14 protein-coding genes are annotated in these 17,247 nt (G+C 39.1%); 4 read left to right on the plus strand and 10 right to left on the minus strand.

Annotation, left to right across the window (positions count from 1 at the left end; genetic code table 11):
- Nucleotides 1-700: 700 nt before the first annotated feature.
- The gene (locus tag GZ63_RS0103965) at nt 701-2,803 is read left to right on the plus strand and encodes a catalase (RefSeq protein ID WP_029267097.1); all 2,103 of its coding nucleotides are present in this window, start codon (nt 701-703) and stop codon (nt 2,801-2,803) included.
- A gap of 74 nt (nt 2,804-2,877) precedes the next feature.
- Here GZ63_RS0103965 and GZ63_RS0103970 read toward each other — a convergent pair whose 3' ends face one another.
- Nucleotides 2,878-3,759 carry a cupin domain-containing protein gene (locus GZ63_RS0103970; RefSeq protein WP_029267099.1) on the minus strand — a complete coding sequence of 294 codons (882 nt, stop codon included), beginning with the start codon at nt 3,757-3,759 and terminating at the stop codon, nt 2,878-2,880.
- A 138-nt stretch (nt 3,760-3,897) separates the two neighbouring features.
- Nucleotides 3,898-4,053, minus strand: a complete 156-nt coding sequence (gene sspO / locus GZ63_RS0103975; protein WP_029267102.1) for a small acid-soluble spore protein O — start codon at nt 4,051-4,053, stop codon at nt 3,898-3,900.
- Between the two features lie 337 nt (nt 4,054-4,390).
- Here sspO and GZ63_RS0103980 point away from each other — a divergent pair, with 337 nt between their 5' ends.
- Nucleotides 4,391-6,184, plus strand: a complete 1,794-nt coding sequence (locus GZ63_RS0103980; RefSeq protein WP_029267104.1) for a cation:proton antiporter — start codon at nt 4,391-4,393, stop codon at nt 6,182-6,184.
- Between the two features lie 47 nt (nt 6,185-6,231).
- Here the strand turns inward: GZ63_RS0103980 and GZ63_RS0103985 are convergent, their stop codons facing one another.
- The 3 genes from GZ63_RS0103985 to GZ63_RS0103995 form a co-directional block, all read right to left on the minus strand.
- Nucleotides 6,232-6,765, minus strand: coding sequence for a hypothetical protein (locus tag GZ63_RS0103985; protein WP_029267110.1), 534 nt, complete (start codon nt 6,763-6,765; stop codon nt 6,232-6,234).
- A 69-nt stretch (nt 6,766-6,834) separates the two neighbouring features.
- Nucleotides 6,835-7,815, minus strand: coding sequence for an NAD(P)H-quinone oxidoreductase (locus GZ63_RS0103990; protein WP_029267114.1), 981 nt, complete (start codon nt 7,813-7,815; stop codon nt 6,835-6,837).
- Between the two features lie 261 nt (nt 7,816-8,076).
- Nucleotides 8,077-9,261 carry a DUF4317 domain-containing protein gene (locus GZ63_RS0103995; protein WP_029267116.1) on the minus strand — a complete coding sequence of 395 codons (1,185 nt, stop codon included), beginning with the start codon at nt 9,259-9,261 and terminating at the stop codon, nt 8,077-8,079.
- Between the two features lie 175 nt (nt 9,262-9,436).
- Between GZ63_RS0103995 and GZ63_RS0104000 the strand changes: the two genes are divergently transcribed.
- Complete coding sequence (locus tag GZ63_RS0104000) at nt 9,437-10,132, plus strand: YjjG family noncanonical pyrimidine nucleotidase (RefSeq protein WP_029267119.1); 696 nt, start codon at nt 9,437-9,439, stop codon at nt 10,130-10,132.
- A 479-nt stretch (nt 10,133-10,611) separates the two neighbouring features.
- Here the strand turns inward: GZ63_RS0104000 and GZ63_RS0104005 are convergent, their stop codons facing one another.
- Entirely contained in the window at nt 10,612-11,853 is a 1,242-nt protein-coding gene (locus tag GZ63_RS0104005) for a multidrug effflux MFS transporter (RefSeq protein ID WP_029267124.1), read from the minus strand.
- Between the two features lie 141 nt (nt 11,854-11,994).
- Here GZ63_RS0104005 and GZ63_RS0104010 point away from each other — a divergent pair, with 141 nt between their 5' ends.
- Nucleotides 11,995-12,669: a uracil-DNA glycosylase gene (locus GZ63_RS0104010; protein WP_029267127.1), complete on the plus strand. Its 675-nt coding sequence runs from the start codon at nt 11,995-11,997 to the stop codon at nt 12,667-12,669.
- A 59-nt stretch (nt 12,670-12,728) separates the two neighbouring features.
- Here the strand turns inward: GZ63_RS0104010 and GZ63_RS0104015 are convergent, their stop codons facing one another.
- From GZ63_RS0104015 to GZ63_RS0104035, 4 genes are all read right to left on the minus strand, one after another.
- Nucleotides 12,729-13,001, minus strand: a complete 273-nt coding sequence (locus tag GZ63_RS0104015; RefSeq protein ID WP_029267128.1) for an FmdB family zinc ribbon protein — start codon at nt 12,999-13,001, stop codon at nt 12,729-12,731.
- Between the two features lie 16 nt (nt 13,002-13,017).
- The gene (gene fmdA, locus GZ63_RS0104020) at nt 13,018-14,196 is read right to left on the minus strand and encodes a formamidase (protein WP_029267129.1); all 1,179 of its coding nucleotides are present in this window, start codon (nt 14,194-14,196) and stop codon (nt 13,018-13,020) included.
- A gap of 280 nt (nt 14,197-14,476) precedes the next feature.
- Nucleotides 14,477-15,832: an FAD-binding oxidoreductase gene (locus GZ63_RS0104030; protein WP_029267130.1), complete on the minus strand. Its 1,356-nt coding sequence runs from the start codon at nt 15,830-15,832 to the stop codon at nt 14,477-14,479.
- 42 nt (nt 15,833-15,874) lie between these two features.
- Complete coding sequence (locus GZ63_RS0104035) at nt 15,875-17,245, minus strand: YjiH family protein (RefSeq protein WP_029267131.1); 1,371 nt, start codon at nt 17,243-17,245, stop codon at nt 15,875-15,877.
- Between the last annotated feature and the right edge of the window lie 2 nt (nt 17,246-17,247).

The following is a 17,247-nucleotide window of genomic DNA, read 5'->3' on the forward strand; positions in this document are numbered from 1 at the left end:
ACATATCCTCCTCGTAAATAATCTTTCTTTAGCAGTAGTCATGCAGGTAAACTAGAAACCTTCCAGTCGTGAAATGATGTGTTTCCACCCTTGGACAAGAATGTTTGTTTATCCATTTTTGTTTGCCTGTAGCGGACTTTACCACCAACTTATTAACCATGCCGTGTGCTTATAAAAAAACCTCTCTGCAATAGGCTGCAAAGAGGCACACGTATAGTGGGCATACGTGTTTCCGAGCAACCTTTTAGAACTCTCTGGATCTATTTAAAGGTTTGTTAAACATACTTATAACCACGTTTATACTATTTTCATAAATGAGCAACTGCTTTAAATCGTCTATTCATCCAGCTGAACAACATAATCCCTTTGTCTAAGGTTGGAGTGTTCTTACCTACTCAACAATTTTTGTTTTTCATCACCTCATAGAAAACGCGCTTTCTCTAGGAGGAAAAGGGATTGGTTTATGTAAATATACATATTTCGTACAAAACGCTTCCTTTAAGCTTCACAGGACGATATTAAAGATTCATAATTTATTTTTATTATTATTTCAAATTGCTTTCTATCTGTCAATAGATTTTTTCAATGTATACAAAAATTTCTTTATAATACGTTAGGGGCTTCTCCTGTTCTAAGTTTCAAAAACACGCATATGTATATAAATGGATTTATATTTGGTAAAAGGATGGGTGATTATTATATGGATGATTACAAGGACGATTACAAAGATGAGTACAACGATGAATCATCAAGACACAAAAAGCCTGGCCATGATAATAGCAAAAATGAACAACTGAATAAATACAGGGAGAAAAACACAGGCCCAGGTGAGAAATTAACGAGTGATGCCGGTTTGAAAATTTCGAATGACAGGTGGTCATTGCGAGCAGGAAGACGTGGACCAACACTATTTCAAGACTTTCATTTTTATAAAAAACAGTCACATTTTAACCGCGAACGAATCCCTGAAAAAGTGGTTCATGCTAGAGGTGACGGGGCATACGGAGAATTTGAGTTATATAAATCCATGAGACATGTCACAAGAGCACATTTTTTGCAAGAACCTGGATGCAAAACACCTGTGTTTGTTCGTTTCTCCAACTTTATTGGAAGTAAAGGCTCCAAGGATACCGCAATCGATATCCGCGGTTTTGCAACCAAGTTTTACACACAAGAAGGAAATTACGATATGCTGGCACTCTCATTTGCTGTTTTTTCCGTTATGGATGCCATGAAATTTGCAGATTTTGTGCATGCGGTTAAACCGAATCCGCGTACAGCCGTTCCGCAAGCCACTGTCGCGCACGATAATGCTTGGGATTATGTCGCCAATAATCAGGAAATTGCGCATTTTATTATGTGGTTGATGTCCGGTCGAGGACGTCCGAGAAGCTGGCGAATGATGGAAGCCTGGCCTGTCAATACATTCCGATTTATCAATGAACATGGTAAATCAACTTTCGTCCGATTTGTATGGAAGCCCATGCTCGGTGTTCATTCGTTGTTACTTGATGAAGCAAATATTATTGGAGGGGTTGACCCTGACTACCACCGACGGGATCTCCATGAGGCCATTATGTGCGGCGCATACCCAGAATATGAACTTGGCGTGCAGCTGATCCAGGAAGAAGATCAATTCAAGTATGATTTTGATATTTTGGATGATACAAAACTCTGGCCAGAAGAAGTCATTCCTGTTGAAATTATTGGAAAAATGACATTGAACCGGCTCGTTGATAATCACTTTGCGGAAGAAGAACAAGTTTCATTTGATCCTGCAACGGTTGTTCCGGGGATTGATTTTACGAATGACCCCGTCCTGCAAGGCAGATCCTTTGCTTACAGAGATACGGATTATCATCGACTTGGCACGGGCAATATTAATAATATACCGGTCAACCAGCCTATCGTCGAAACGAACCTTAATCAACGACAAAGCGATGTGAGACATCGGATTGATGTTGACTCCGTACACTATCATAAGAATTCTTTGGCTGGCAATACACCGAAAGAAACCCCTCCCGAAAAAGGTGGTTATGCGCATTATCCGGAGAAAGTAGATGGACATAAAACGAGGGAACGTCCAGGAGAATCATTCTTTGATTTCTTCAGCCAGCCAAGAATGTTTTGGAACAGCATGACCCCCGTTGAGAAACAGCAGATAGTGGAAACATTTAACTTTCACCTTGGATATGTAAAAAGTAAATCGGTTCGCCAACAAGTTGTTGATATGTTTGGAAATGTAGACACTCACATGGCAACGGCAATTGCTGAGAGTATAGGCGTCAATCCACCAAAAGAATCGCATGTACCTGTAACAAAAAGTTCCCCTGCCCTTAGTCAGGCTAATACAGCCTATTATCCATACACCCAAAAAGTCGCTGTGCTCATTGGCAACGGTTTTAACGGCAAAGAAGTAAAAAATGTACTTGATTACCTGCATCATTGTGGGGTTTTTATAGATATTATCAGTGAAAACCTCGGTACTGTCAAAGGAGACGACGGCATGCAAATCGAAGTCAATACCATATTCACCTCAACCTATTCTGTGTTATACGATTCCCTTTATGTTGTAGGAGGAAAAACCAAAAATGAAGCGAAATTCAGATCAGATATCAAATCATTTGTAAAAGAAGCATACAAACATTATAAACCAATTGGTGTAGCAACAACTGCAGCGTCTTATTTTAATAACACAAATAAAAATAATTTAGCTGGTGTCGTTTTCGCCGAAAATAATCCAAATTTTAAAGATGAATTTGTATCCGCAATCGCTCAGCAGCGTTTCTGGAATCGAAAGTAACATGGTAAGACAGTAAGAGCAACGAATTTTAAACGTTGCTCTTTTTTTAGTAAAAATCACCATTCGATAAATATCTAGTAGTAGCCTTCATCGACAGCCATTGCGATTGCTTTCGTCTCATGAACGGTACCATAAGGATGCTCAGGCGGTGCATAGATCGAATATAGTTTTATCGGTTTATCACCGGTATTTGTTAAATTATGCCATTTCCCAGCTGGAACCACGATCGCAACGTCTTCATAAACGTTTTTTTCAAAATCCAAATTATTTTTGCTGTCTCCCATTTGCACTAGACCTTGACCTTCTTCAATACGGAAGAACTGATCAATATCCGGGTGAACTTCTAATCCAATATCCTCTCCAACATCAATGCTCATTAAGGTCACTTGCAAATGATCTCCTGTCCATAAAGCAGTACGGAACGTCTTATTTCGTTCTGCAGCTTCCTCTATATTTACGACAAACGGCTCTCCTCCATAATCGTTTAACAAAAAATCAAATCGTTGCACATTGTTCTTCTCAGAAGCCTGCGTAAAAATATTACGAATGAAGGGGTGGTGAGAAGTTGAACCATATGTTTGATAGGCTTCATTCCTCTCCACTTCTACTCCATACGCTTTTTCTAAACCTTCTTTGTAAGTATGAAAACGAATGCCCTTATTTTGATGCATCGGGCGACTTCCAGTGAGAGCAGTGTAAAGATTCGTAAATTGTCCGAAGTGTTCTTTTTTGTCTTCTAAAGCGTGCAAAATCTCATTTTTATGCTTTTGATTTGGTGCTACATCTGCTAGTCGATAATAAAAGTCAATGGCTGCAGCCTCTTTTTGAATGCCTTCATATACAGCATCCAATTCATGCGGATACATTCCTTGCTGTAATGTAGTTTCTACAGGATATTGAGACATGGTTCGATAAGGCATATAACAATTCGGATAGGGGTTAGGCATAAAATACATTTTGTTCATTCCTTTCACAAGTATCTAACACTACCATCCTATGCCCAAATTTAGATAATGTACGTTCCGCTACGAAAAAGAAGAGAAAAAATCCTCTGTGATTTTTCCCCTTCCTTTTGAAGTAACCTACATGATTTCTTATTGCCTTTTCTTCGTTTTCTTATTATGAACTTTTTCCGTTGTCGTTAACGGTTCATTAGCAAGCTCATGATCATATTTTTTGGATAACTTCTTTCGTACAGCTTGTTCATCACTTACCCCACCGGTTATTTGATTCCTCTTTTTTCTACTCACGATAAGCACCTCCATACTATTATCTTGCCTATCGACACCAACGAATATGTATAGACCAATTCCTTTTTACAGCGGACCTGACATACATAAAGTCCTATCCACGATGCAGCACAACAATTAAAAAAACGTTCCGTTTTCTTCCCAAGCTGAACGTTTTTTCAATCATTTCCCTATTCAATTTAAAATTTGTGCATTTACATCCAAACACCTTTCCGTATAAATCACGCCATTCTCGTTAAGCTAATAAATACTATTATTTTTATTTAACTTCCTTTTATTGTAAAATTAGATTTAATTATTTATTGGACCTTCTACATAAGAAAGCTTAGGTGATAAAATGACAAACACCATTTTAATCGGTATTGTAATTATTCTTGTGGTTGGTATCTTCTCACAATGGCTTGCTTGGCGTATCCAATGGCCATCCATTGTGATTATGTCGATTGCAGGATTATTACTGGGACCTGTCTCTGGTTTTTTCAATCCACAAGAAGCAATGGGAGATTTATATAGCCCTTTGATCTCCTTAGCAGTTGCTATCGTATTATTTGAAGGCAGCTCCAGTCTGGACATTAGAGAAATAAAAGGAATTTCTAAATCCGTATTTCGAATTGTCACGTTTGGGGCATTTCTTGCATGGATCGGAGGTGCTCTTGCAGCTCATTTTATCGCGGGGCTAAGCCTTCAGATTTCATTTATCATCGGTGGTTTATTTGTCGTTACTGGGCCAACTGTCATTATTCCCCTACTAAGAAATGCAAAATTAAAACCACGAATTGCAGCTGTTTTAAAATGGGAAGGGATTATTGTCGATCCATTTGGACCGCTCCTTGCTCTTTTTGCTTATGAAGTGATCAATGTTCTTACAACAGAAACACTGCACGCCAATTATTTATTGAACTTTTTTACAAGTGCGGTCATCGCCATTGTTTTTGGTTATGTAATTGGATTTTCCGTCAGCATTATGGTCAGTAAAGGGATGTTTCCGGAATATTTAAAATCACCAATCATCTTAGCATTTGTATTGCTTTGCTTTACGATGGCAGAGGTAATCATGCATGAGACAGGTATGCTTGCGGTTACCGTAATGGGACTAACCCTCGCCCGAACGAAACGCTATGTATCATCGATCGGCAGCATTTCTCATTTTGTGGAAAACATATCTGTCCTCTTGACATCAACCATATTTATCCTGCTTACCGCTTCTTTGTCACGGGAAACCATTGCTGAAATTTTCACGTGGCCGATCATCGGTTTTGTGCTGATCATGCTTTTTATTGTTCGACCTTTATCCATTTGGATTTCAACAATTGGTACAGAACTCACGAACAAGGAAAAGACATTAATCGGATGGATAGCGCCTCGCGGGATTGTTGCACTGACCGTTTCTGGATACTTTGCAGAAATACTTCTCAGGGACGGACACGAGGATGCGGCACTTTTGACAACTTTAACATTTGCACTTGTATTCATCACCGTCTGTGCGCATGGGTTTTCACTTGGACCATTGGGGAAAAAACTTGGGCTTGCCAATGACGCACCACCGGGAGTCCTGATTGTCGGATCAAGCAGTTTTTCCGTTGCACTTGCTGATTATTTACGCAAATTGAAAATTCCCGTACTCATTAGTGACACATCTTACGGACGCCTTCAAGCTGCAATAAAGGAGGATATTCCTATTCACCATGGGCAGATTCTTGCAGAGCATACACAGTACGAAGTGGACCTAACTCCTTACGAAACCATTCTAGCCATGACTGGAGATAATGCTTTTAATGCACTTGTTGGTCAATCTTACGTACCGGAGTTCGGTTATAATAATACCTTTGCATTACCTTCTTATGATCAGCGCAATGTAAACAAGGATAAGAATCCCGTGTCAGTTAGAGCCCATTTGTTATTTAGAAAAGATGCCGTTTTTACAGAATTGAACCGGAAAATAAATACAGGATACTCTATCCAAGCATTAGATGTTAAGGAAAAAAATAAAATAAAGAAAGATAATATTCCCGAAGATGTCATCCCTCTTTTTATTAAAAAAGATGATGATACGATTCAATTTATTACACTGCGGAGAAAACTCGTACTGGATGAAGGAGATAAGCTTATCGTTCTAACGAAAGGGGATTAATTTTTTAAAAAAGACCTTTGACGAATGATGAGAACGTCAAAGGTCTTTCATTTAAAGCGATCTTTAAACCGGGTAGGACTGATCACCATGAAGATACTCGGGATGATTATATACATAAAAATCATACCAACTAATCCAGTTGTTAAAGCAGGAAATACAAGGTAAAAGAAGTTGATATTTGATTCCATCAGCTTCCCCAGATTGGCAGTAGGGAGATTTAAGTTGGAGAGTATCATGTTAATCATTAAAAAATAAGAACAAACCAATATACATTTTTCAAACAGCTTCTGCGTGTAAATCCAAGTTTGTCCAATTCTGACCTGAATCAAAAATAGTATCAAACTGGATATTGTAATTACCGAAAGTATATAATACAAACTAAACAATTGCTTTGATGTTACATGGATGGATGCAAAGTAATCGCTTATAAATTGAGGCAAAAAAGCATCTATTGCCCCCAGGGCCTGTAAAAAAAGAGCAGGGGAAAAGGATGTCAAGATGACAAACACGAACAGAAAAAATAAAAAGTAAGAAGCATGATCTAGTAAATCTCCAATTAATCTTCTAACTTGATCTACCAAAATGAATCTCCGGATTTTTTACCTTCATTAAATTATCATATTTCATACTATTCGCTCCCTGCTTAAGGCTTAGGAATCCATTTTCACAACAATTTTCCCCGTGTTTTTATTGTTTTCCATATATTCGTGTGCTTTTTGCATCTCTTCAAAAGGAAAAACGCGATCGACGATGGGTTTTAATGTTTGATTTTTAAATAAATCATAAGCGCTGGACGCAAAATCTGCTGTAAGATCTGCCTTATATTGATCACTTCTAGGTGTCAGCAGCGTTCCTGTCAGCTGAATCCGCTTCGCCATCAGATGCATGAGGTTGAACTTTTCTACTTTGGCACCGCCTAACAATCCGATTAACACCCAGCGCCCGTCTATTTTAATACTGTCCAAATTTTTCTTCCAATAGGAAGCACCTATAAAGTCAAGAATCAAATCGGCCCCTTTATTATTTGTAGCCTTTAATACTTCCTGATCAAAATCCTGTTCTTTATAATTGATACAGACATCCGCCCCCAATGACCTGCAAAAATCCAGTTTTTCTTTAGATCCCGCAGTGGTTATGATATTCGCTTGTCCAATTTGTTTCGCAAGCTGGATGGCAGCTGTACCAACGCCGCTTCCTCCGGCATGAATCAGAACCGTTTCATCCACACGTAATTTTCCTATCCAAAATAACGTCTGATAGGCAGTCAAAAATACTTCAGGAATAGCTGCCGCTTCTTCAAATGATAGATTTTCCGGAATCACCATCGCCCGGTCCGCTGGCATGACCGTATATGCAGCATATGCCCCGCCATTCACAAGCCCCATCACCCGAGTACCTACTTCGATATCTACATCTGCGGCTACTTTTTCAACAACTCCAGCAACTTCAACACCTAAAATAGGGTGATCCAAATATCCGGAACTGCTTCGTCGGTTGATAATATCTGTCCGATTCACAGCTGTCGCTTCCACTTTAATACGTATTTCACCATCTTTTGGCTCTGGAGTTGGCTGCTCACTTACTTGTAATTGTTCAGCACCACCTGGTTCATTAACAATCATCGCTTTCATTTGGACGCCTCCTTCTATGTAGAATTTTTCTTATGTTTGTTTATAAACAATGATAGCATTTTATTGTGATAAATGAGAAATTTTTACTGGTTAAATATTCGTGATGGATGATCTGTATGGTTCATTATTTTGTCTAAATATTTTACCAATAATCCACTATCCAAACGAACAACTACATTTTATGCATTTCTCTACTCTAAACTAACTAAAAATTCTTCTATTTCTTCTGGCAATATACAGGTTCCATGCATGTATACATTGTCAATTGTCTTTTGTATCGCCAAAAGCTTCCGGAATCATGGTGAAACCCTCGATCACGGTATCTTCTTCTACTTCAATTAAGAGGCAAGGCTTTCCATCAAAATTAATCCGTTTTACATAACTTAAACCTTGTGGGCTAATAGATATTTTCGCTACTTTTGTATCGATTTTGATGGATTTCGAGTTATATTTTGGGACGATGTTATTTGCCTTTAGTTCATATTTATCGTCATCGATGACTTTTTGGAAAGCTGTTTCTACCTTTTCTGTATTGACTTCTTCTACACCACTGCTTTTTAAAACACGCTCCACCTCTTTGTACCCTAATGTCGGCGTTTCTTCCTCATCCTCATTTTCTTCCACCACACGATTGATTTCTTCATATACATTGGCGAGTGTTGATGTATTTAATTGATCTCCTGTTACATCTTTAACAATTTCCTCAAAAACGAATTTATCCTCTTCTGCGGTCATCGTCTCCTCGGCATTTAATACTGTCTCTATGAAATCGGGGTCAATGTCATTTGGTTTGGCTGCAGAATATAAAATGCGATTGACATCAGCAGTATGATCGGTGAAACATGGAAATAGAAATCCGGCTATTGGTGCATTGAGGTTGATAATTGGATCTACGACAATATTGTATTTGAATTTCTTTTCAACATAGTCAAAAAGCAATTCCTTTTTTGGATCCAGTGTTTTATTGATACTGCAAAGCGTAAAGGAATGGGAATAAACAGCATCCCGTTCATTCTCCTCCGTCTCTTCATTTCGGCGTTTCATTGGCTTCAAATATTCACCCCGGATGAATGTCACGACAATATCCATTTCATATTGTTTATCTTTCAGCATCTTTTCTACAATAAGAAGCATCTGTTCTTTCCAGTCTTCCGAATTATCGCTTAACAATCCCTGATGAAGAATAAGCTGACTATTATTTTCAACGTTACGCTGAAATTTTAATTCGAATAACTTTTGATCCAATTGCCCTGTCAGCACTTTTTTGAAGTTATTCATAAATAATTCCTGTTGCTCTTGCTCTAACATTTCAAACGGTTGACTTTGGTGATGATAAATTTCGCTTGTTTCCTTCATGATATAAACATTAAATATTTCAGATATTTTCAGTAAATCATTATGTACTTTGAATTGTTTTCGGATGTTCGCAATGTCTTTTTTGTTCATAAGATTCCTACCCCTTGTCTATTTTTGATCTATTCATATACTTTTGAAAGCCAGATAGCTGCTCGTGCCAGCATCATAGATAATTGATCTGATTTAATCGTTTCCTTGAAGTATCTATTCTAACATGAAATAATAGAAACATTTACTAAGTCGAAAATAAATAATGGAGGTTCCCATGAAATACGAAATCATACTATTCGATGTTGATGATACATTATTTGACTTCGGTATCTCGGAAAAGGAAGCACTAACAAAAGCATTTCTGGAGTTTGACTTACCTTCAGGTTTAACAAATTATCACGCCAGCTACAAAAAAATAAGCAAGGCGTTATGGCAAGCTTTAGAACAAGGAAATATATCAGTGACCGAACTAGGTGTAGAGCGATTTAGAAGGCTGTTCCTTAAACATAATCTAAAAATAGATGCAGAATTATTCAATCGCGTTTATCTAGGATATTTAGGAAAAGAAGTACATCTTATACAAGGTGCTGAAGAAGTATGTCATCATCTGCGTAACCATTGTCTAGCTATTATTACTAACGGATTCAAGGAAGTACAAACATCAAGAATAGGAAGTTCTCCACTATCGGATATTTTTGAGCAAGTTATTATCTCAGAAGACGCTGGCACCCAAAAGCCAGAAAAAGGCATTTTTGATTATGCTTTTTCCAAGCTACAGATTACAAATAAAGATAACGTTCTAATCGTAGGGGATTCTTTGACTTCGGATATACAAGGTGGGGTTAATTACGGTATTGACACTTGCTGGTTCAATCGCCATCATAAAGAAAACAATACAAATGTAAAGCCAACCTATGAAATTAGTGAACTGACCGATCTTATGCAGATTCTATCGGAAGAAACGGATTAAACGGGGACTACTCCGACATTCAATCGGAGTCTGCGTGTATGAAGATCAGACGTACACTAGGAAACAGTCTTTCTAATACGGTTATACCCGCAAGGAGAGTCAGAATTGTCTCAAATGATCCTAAGAACATTATCCAAGAACATCTCGGAGCGTCCAAGTGATTAACTTATGATGCAGATGATTAACGCATGCATGAAAAGTAGCACAAACTGAGTTACCTAGAACGAAAGGTAGCGATCCACATTAGAATATTTTTTTAAAATCTATTCTCCTATTAAAATAGCCGGTTTTGAGTAGAAAGAGGCGGCGACTCAAATAGAGAACCAGCTTTTGTTGCTGTGCTAAAATCTTTGTAGTAAAGTAACTTTTTTCCAGAACTTCATCGTTCATTCTATGTAACACATGTTTCTGGTAGAAAGGACGTGAAATAATTTAACAAGTTTACCTTATTATCAAAACTTTCTTCAAGTAAACCTGAGCTAATCGATGCATTCGTTCATCTGCACCCTTACTTTCACCATAGAAACATAGATCAACAACGCCAACGTACTGCAGACAAAAATGACGATTCCCATTGGCAAAGCTGTATCTTCCCCGGCGATTCCAACAAGCGGTGAAACAACAGCCCCACCGGCAAACGGAAGAATACCAAGAAACGCGGAAGCGCTCCCTGCTGATTCCCCTCGTCGCTGCATTCCGAGCGAAAAGGAAGTTGTCGATACCATCCCGACACTGGACACCACAAGAAACAATGCAACAAGTAACAGCCAAAACGATAAATTGAGAAGAACAACAACAAGCAATAAACAGCTTCCAATAATAGAAGTAATCGCCCCAGCTAATAGAAGTTTTGACTCGCTTACTTTAACAGCAATTTTCCCTGTAATTTGAGCAGCCATAATAATTCCTAATCCATTTGCAGCAAATATAAGCGAGAATTGTTGCGGGGTAACCCCATAAATATTTTGCAGTACAAAAGGAGCACCCGCGATATAAGCAAACATACTCATCATGACAAACGACTGAGATAATGCAATCCCCATAAACACCCGGTCCTTTAGCAAATCGGTAAATGTCTTAAATACCGCTAGTACATTTCCATCCGATCTTTTTTCCACTGGCAATGTTTCAGGAAGCGTCAATAAAACGGCCAAAAACATCATAAATCCGATTGCCCCAAGGATAAAGAATACGACATGCCAAGAAACCCAGTTTAAGATAGCCCCGCCAAATATTGGAGCAAGAATAGGTGCCGCCCCGTTCACTAAGGCAAGTAAAGCGATAAACTGTGTTAAATCTTTTCCGGTATACATATCCCGTGCTGATGCCCGGGCAATGACTATTCCTGCAGCACCTGTTAAACCTTGAATAAATCGTAAACCAACAAACACCCAAATCGAGGGACTGAATGCGCATAATGCAGATACTACTGAGTAAATAATCAATGTAATGACAAGCGGACGGCGCCTGCCCTGAATATCACTTAATGGCCCAAAAAGAAGCTGACCAACTGCAAGCCCCAGCAAACAGGACGTTAAGCTTAATTGAGCAAGGGAAGCGGTCGTCTCTAGATCCTCCGTTACAAGTGGAAGTGCCGGTAAATACATGTCCATCGATAAAGGGCCAAATGCAGTGAGTGAACCTAACACAAACACGATCCAGGCCTTTCGTAATTTACTAGATTTTGATTGTTGATCGAATTTATTTTCTGCGACATTCATAAATGGCCCATTCCTTTCAATATTTAACATCGTTTGCTTCTAACCATAACATATTTTTAGCGTTCCTCCCTTCTCTAGCATTCTAGTTCAAAAAAAATATGATATAATCAGCATGGATTAGCTAGAAAAAAGGATGATACAATGAGCAAACAAATGTTAAAGAATGATTGGGAACCTCTTTTAAACGAGGAATTTACGAAAGATTATTATGTAAATTTAAGAGAATTTTTGAAAAGAGAATATGCAAATCAAACAATTTACCCGCCTATGGATGCTATTTTTAACGCCCTTCATTACACACCTTTTCATCAGGTGAAAGTGGTGATTTTAGGACAGGATCCATATCATGGTCCAAACCAGGCACATGGGCTTAGTTTCTCTGTTCAACCGACCGTAAAACAGCCGCCGTCTTTACGAAATATATTCAAAGAATTACAAGATGACGTAGGCTGTACACCACCCGATCACGGCTATTTGGTTGAATGGGCAAAGCAGGGAGTCCTTCTTTTAAATACCGTGTTAACCGTTCGGCAAGGCCAAGCGCATTCCCACCGAGGAATGGGCTGGGAAAACTTTACGGACCGTGTGATTCAGCAGATCAATCATAAAGAGAAACCAGTCGTTTATATTTTATGGGGAAGAGCTGCCCAAAGCAAAGAGAAACTAATCGATACATCCAAACATTATATTATCCGATCCCCGCATCCAAGTCCTTTCTCAGCTTATAAAGGTTTTTTTGGCAGCAAACCTTTTTCAACCACAAATGCAATACTAAAACAAACCAACCAGGAGGAAATCAACTGGGGATTATTTTAAGGGGATAAATGGAAAAGTGCCGATCCTCTATCAAAGAACATCGGCACTTTTTCATTTACTTATGAATGTCCGGCTTGCCAAGGTCTGGCAGCATTTGGTCTTTTCTTCCTATTTTGAGGCATATCTTCTCGCTTTACTATTTTCGGTTCCATTCCGCTTTCGATTCTATTTTTCACTCGACTATCCAATCGAAATGTAATCGGTGGTTTGAACAATCGCTTTGATAAAGTATTACAGTCTGGGCAGTATGCTTCCCGTTTATTCCCACGCATCCCCTGATACCATAATGTGAATTCCCCGCACTTCACACATCGAAATGTATAATTTGCCATTCTTTATACCTCCATATTACGTAGGCAATATATTTTTCTCAAAAATATCTTTTGGTAGAGCAATGGTACAACAAGAATTTGGTATATCCACTACCCCAGCTAAATGGCCTTGTACAGGGGCAGAACCAAGCAGCATATATGCTTGTTCTCCTGTAAATCCATGTGATTTCAAAAATTCAATCGCATTTAAACAAGCATTTCTGTAAGCAACGTTCGCATCAAGGTATGTTTGTTTACCGGAGAATTCATTAACGGAAACCCCTTCAAATACGATAAACTCATTATAGTGTGGCATAACAGGCCCTGGTTTGAAGGCAGGATTTTTCTTAATTTGATATTTTTCCATTCCACCTTTAATCACATCAACCCTTAAATCAATCCAACCCGGCATCTCAATTCCACCACAAAAAGTTATTTCCCCGTCACCCTGGGAGAAGTGTAAATCGCCAACAGAAAGCTTCGCACCATCTACAAATACTGGAAAGAAAGACCTTGATCCTTTTGATAATTCCTTAATATCACAATTTCCACCGTTTTCCCTTGGAGGAACCGTTCGTGCCCCCTCTCTAGCCACTCGATCAAAGTCTTCTCCCTTTAAACCACCAAGAACAGCATTCTCTTTGGTAGGAAGATTTGCTAAAGGTGGTACACGATTGGGGTTTGAATCAACTAATTCCTGCTCACGTCTATTCCACTCATCAAGCATTTCTTGTGAAGGAGCTACACCAATAAGTCCAGGATGAATCAGCCCAGCAAATTTTACATTTGGAACATGTCTTGAAGTCGCGTAAATACCATTGAAATCCCATATAGACTTGGCTGCTTGTGGATAATGATCTGTTAAAAAGCTACCGCCATTTTCTTTTGCGAAAATTCCATTAAATCCCCATTCATGTGCACGAAATGTTCCAATATCCAAAATATCTACAACAAGTAAATCGCCTGGCTCTACTCCATTAACATATACTGGCCCACTAAGTACATGTACACGAGTTAAGTCTACATCGCGTATGTCAGAGGGATCATCGTTATTACCAATTTGTCCATCTGTCCAATCAAGACATTCCATCCGAAATGACTCACCTGGATCGACCGAAAAAGCGGCTGGAATATCTGGATGCCAACGATTATGCCCCACTACCTCCTGCTCGTCCATTTTCTTGTTCAAGTCCACTTTAAATAATTTTTTTGGCAATTCCCCATCTCCTTCAACATTATTTATTCGAAATTTGTATGAAGATCATAGATGAATTAATCTCGTACTATTAAACAAACTTAATACATTCATAGGATATGATCATTCCGGGGGAATCATGCCCAAAATGGTTAAAAAACTATTCGTTTTCGATGACTTAAGATCTATTTCATTTCGAAAAAATGATGATTTACTAGATGAAACTCAAAAAGCGCCGATCCTCTATCAAAGAATATTGACGCTTTTTATTATTTAAACGTTACATGTTGACCGCTTTATATCACTCAAACATCTTCCCCGGATTTAATATTCCCTCCGGATCTAGCATTTGCTTCATATTTTTCATAACCTCTACCGCTTCCCCATGTTCAGCTTTTTGAAATTTCATCTTCCCAAGACCTACACCATGTTCTCCCGTGCATGTGCCGCCAACTTCTATTGCTCGCATCGCTAGAGCGTCATTTGTGTACATTGCCCGTTCCTGCTCTCCTTCTACCTTGGGGTTAAATAGGACAATCGTATGAAAATTACCATCCCCAATATGTCCTAAAACACCTCCTGTTAAGCCGCTTTCTTCAATCAACTCACGCGCATAACTAACTAATTCCGGAAGACGTGATATGGGAACACAAACATCTGCACCAGTATCACGCATTCCTTTTACATGTGTAAAAGCATAGGAGAGTTCATGACGTGTTCGCCAAACTTCTTTCTGCTTAGCAGGGTCCGTAGCCACTTCCCAATCCCTACACCCAAGGTCATGTAATAATTCTTTCGCCAAAACTGATTCTTCTTCCACTGCTGCTTTCATCCCGGCAAATTCAAAAAATAATGTATGATGGACCGGATAGTCATAGGCCCCATAAGCATTTACCTGTGCAATACTTGTTGCATCGACGAGTTCCATCCGCATAACCGAAATACCGCTAAGTAATATCGTTTGAGCTGCGGCGGCACAAGTTTCTATATCATCAAAGGTACATCTAGCCATCAGTGTATGTTCCGGTATCCCGTGTAACTTCAAAGTCACTTCCGTAATGATGCCTAATGTACCTTCTGATCCGGTAAATAGACCTGTTAAATTGTAGCCGGATGATGACTTTTTAGCACGCGTTCCCGTATGAATCACCTTTCCATCTGCTAAAACGACTTCCAAGTCAAGCGTTTGATCCCGCATCGCACCATAGCGCACTGCTGTTGTTCCACTGGCATTCGTTGCTGCCATTCCGCCAATCGTCGCATCTGCCCCAGGATCGACAGGAAAAATGAGCCCATGACGATTGACTATTTTATTTAAACTTTTCCTTGTCAGACCCGGCTGTACCGTGATGGTCATATCTTCAGGTGAAAAGTCAACGACCTTATTCATCTTCTCAAAATGAATGACAATCCCTCGCTGAATGGGAATAGCTTGTCCCTCAAGACCTGACCCAGCGCCAAAAGACGTAACTGGAACATGGTACGTGCGTGCGATTTCTAAAATTTTCTCAATATCTTCCCGTGATTCCGGAAAACAGACAACTTCCGGTTCTACAGCTTGATGCGGCGACTCATCGTGACTGCACGCAAATAATGCTGTTTCATTTTGACTAACCTTTTCATTGCCGAGTTGATCTTTCAGCATATGAATAAACATCTGAGCACCACTTCCTGAATATTTTTACTTTTATGTTTGCACTTAAAATATCATATGAGCAATCAATGCAATAATAGGTAATGAGATGAATGTACGTTCCATAAAAACAAGAAATAAACGTCCAATACCGACTGGGATTTTGGAGATGATCAGCAATGTTCCCATTTCCGTTAAATAAATAATTTGTACAAGTGATAATGCAGCAACAACAAATCTCGTCATCTCCGCTTCAATGCCAGATGCTAAAACAGCCGGGATAAACATATCAATAAAACCAACGATCGTAGCCGGGGCAGCTTGAACTGCTTCCGGTATTTGCAGTATGTTTAACAGGAGCACCATAGGCTTTGAAATTATTTCAAAAAACGGCGTAAACTCCGCTATAATTAAAGCTACTGTTCCAATTGCCATTACTTGGGGGATGAGAACAAAAGCAATACCTAAGAATACTTCACTTCCCTGTTTCATTTGATCTTTAAACGAACCAGCTTTTTTAGCCCGCTCTATCGCCTGAATCAGGCCCCATTTCATTTTTGATATCCCTTTTGGAACAGATTCCGTATAATCATTCTCTGTATAGTACGTATCAGGTATTCTAGATAATGGTGGTATTCTTGGAATAATCACGGCACTTACCACACCTGCAATACAGATCGTTAAGTATAGTACTGGAAACATATGATCAATATCCAGCATCCCTGCAATGACAAGACAGAACGGGAGGGATACAGTGGAGAAGCAGGTTGCAATGGCTGCTGCTTCCCGCCCCGTGTAAAATCCAGCTTGATATTGTTCCCGTGTTAAAACAACTCCAACATTTACGTTTCCTACCCAAGATGCCAGTAAATCAATGGCTGAACGCCCTGGTAATGTAAAGAGAGGTTTAATGACTCCGCGAAGCATGGTTCCAACAAATTCCATCACCCCAAAATTAATCAGATATGGCATTAAAAAGGATGCAACGAAAAACCACACAATTAAGGTCGTCAATAAATCAAACATCACTTGTCCGGTCACTTCTGATTTAAATACTTCCCAGCCAAACTGATGAAAAGTCATAAACGCAAATAGGGTCCCCAACACTCTAGTAATGGTCCAAAATATCGAAACATGAAATAGAGAGTTAAATAGAGGCGAATGCACTATAAATTTCGGCTTAAATATAGCTGCAATCACGGTAAACATCGTTGAAATCAACATCACGTACGTAATGATCGCAGGAAGAGCACCTGATAAAGCATCGATCACAAATTCGGTTACTACCCCTAACGGAATATTAAACGTATCCCCATCATAGATGGGAAATAGGAAAATAAATACTCCGAATAAAGAAGGAATTAAAAATCTGAGCAAACCTTTTTTATCCACGCTATCCTTTTCTTCATAAGATTCCTCTCTTTGCTGGCTCTCCATGA

The organism is Virgibacillus alimentarius, from assembly GCF_000709085.1.
GTDB lineage: Bacteria > Bacillota > Bacilli > Bacillales > Amphibacillaceae > Virgibacillus_B > Virgibacillus_B alimentarius.

What these genes read in the sequence shown, in the direction of transcription:
- GZ63_RS0103965 (WP_029267097.1), top strand. Translation starts at nt 701, where the DNA reads ATGGATGATTACAAGGACGATTACAAAGATGAGTACAACGATGAATCA.
- GZ63_RS0103970 (WP_029267099.1), bottom strand. Translation starts at nt 3,759, where the DNA reads ATGTATTTTATGCCTAACCCCTATCCGAATTGTTATATGCCTTATCGA.
- GZ63_RS0103980 (WP_029267104.1), top strand. Translation starts at nt 4,391, where the DNA reads ATGACAAACACCATTTTAATCGGTATTGTAATTATTCTTGTGGTTGGT.
- GZ63_RS0103990 (WP_029267114.1), bottom strand. Translation starts at nt 7,815, where the DNA reads ATGAAAGCGATGATTGTTAATGAACCAGGTGGTGCTGAACAATTACAA.
- GZ63_RS0103995 (WP_029267116.1), bottom strand. Translation starts at nt 9,261, where the DNA reads ATGAACAAAAAAGACATTGCGAACATCCGAAAACAATTCAAAGTACAT.
- GZ63_RS0104000 (WP_029267119.1), top strand. Translation starts at nt 9,437, where the DNA reads ATGAAATACGAAATCATACTATTCGATGTTGATGATACATTATTTGAC.
- GZ63_RS0104005 (WP_029267124.1), bottom strand. Translation starts at nt 11,853, where the DNA reads ATGAATGTCGCAGAAAATAAATTCGATCAACAATCAAAATCTAGTAAA.
- GZ63_RS0104010 (WP_029267127.1), top strand. Translation starts at nt 11,995, where the DNA reads ATGAGCAAACAAATGTTAAAGAATGATTGGGAACCTCTTTTAAACGAG.
- GZ63_RS0104015 (WP_029267128.1), bottom strand. Translation starts at nt 13,001, where the DNA reads ATGGCAAATTATACATTTCGATGTGTGAAGTGCGGGGAATTCACATTA.
- GZ63_RS0104030 (WP_029267130.1), bottom strand. Translation starts at nt 15,832, where the DNA reads ATGTTTATTCATATGCTGAAAGATCAACTCGGCAATGAAAAGGTTAGT.
- GZ63_RS0104035 (WP_029267131.1), bottom strand. Translation starts at nt 17,245, where the DNA reads ATGGAGAGCCAGCAAAGAGAGGAATCTTATGAAGAAAAGGATAGCGTG.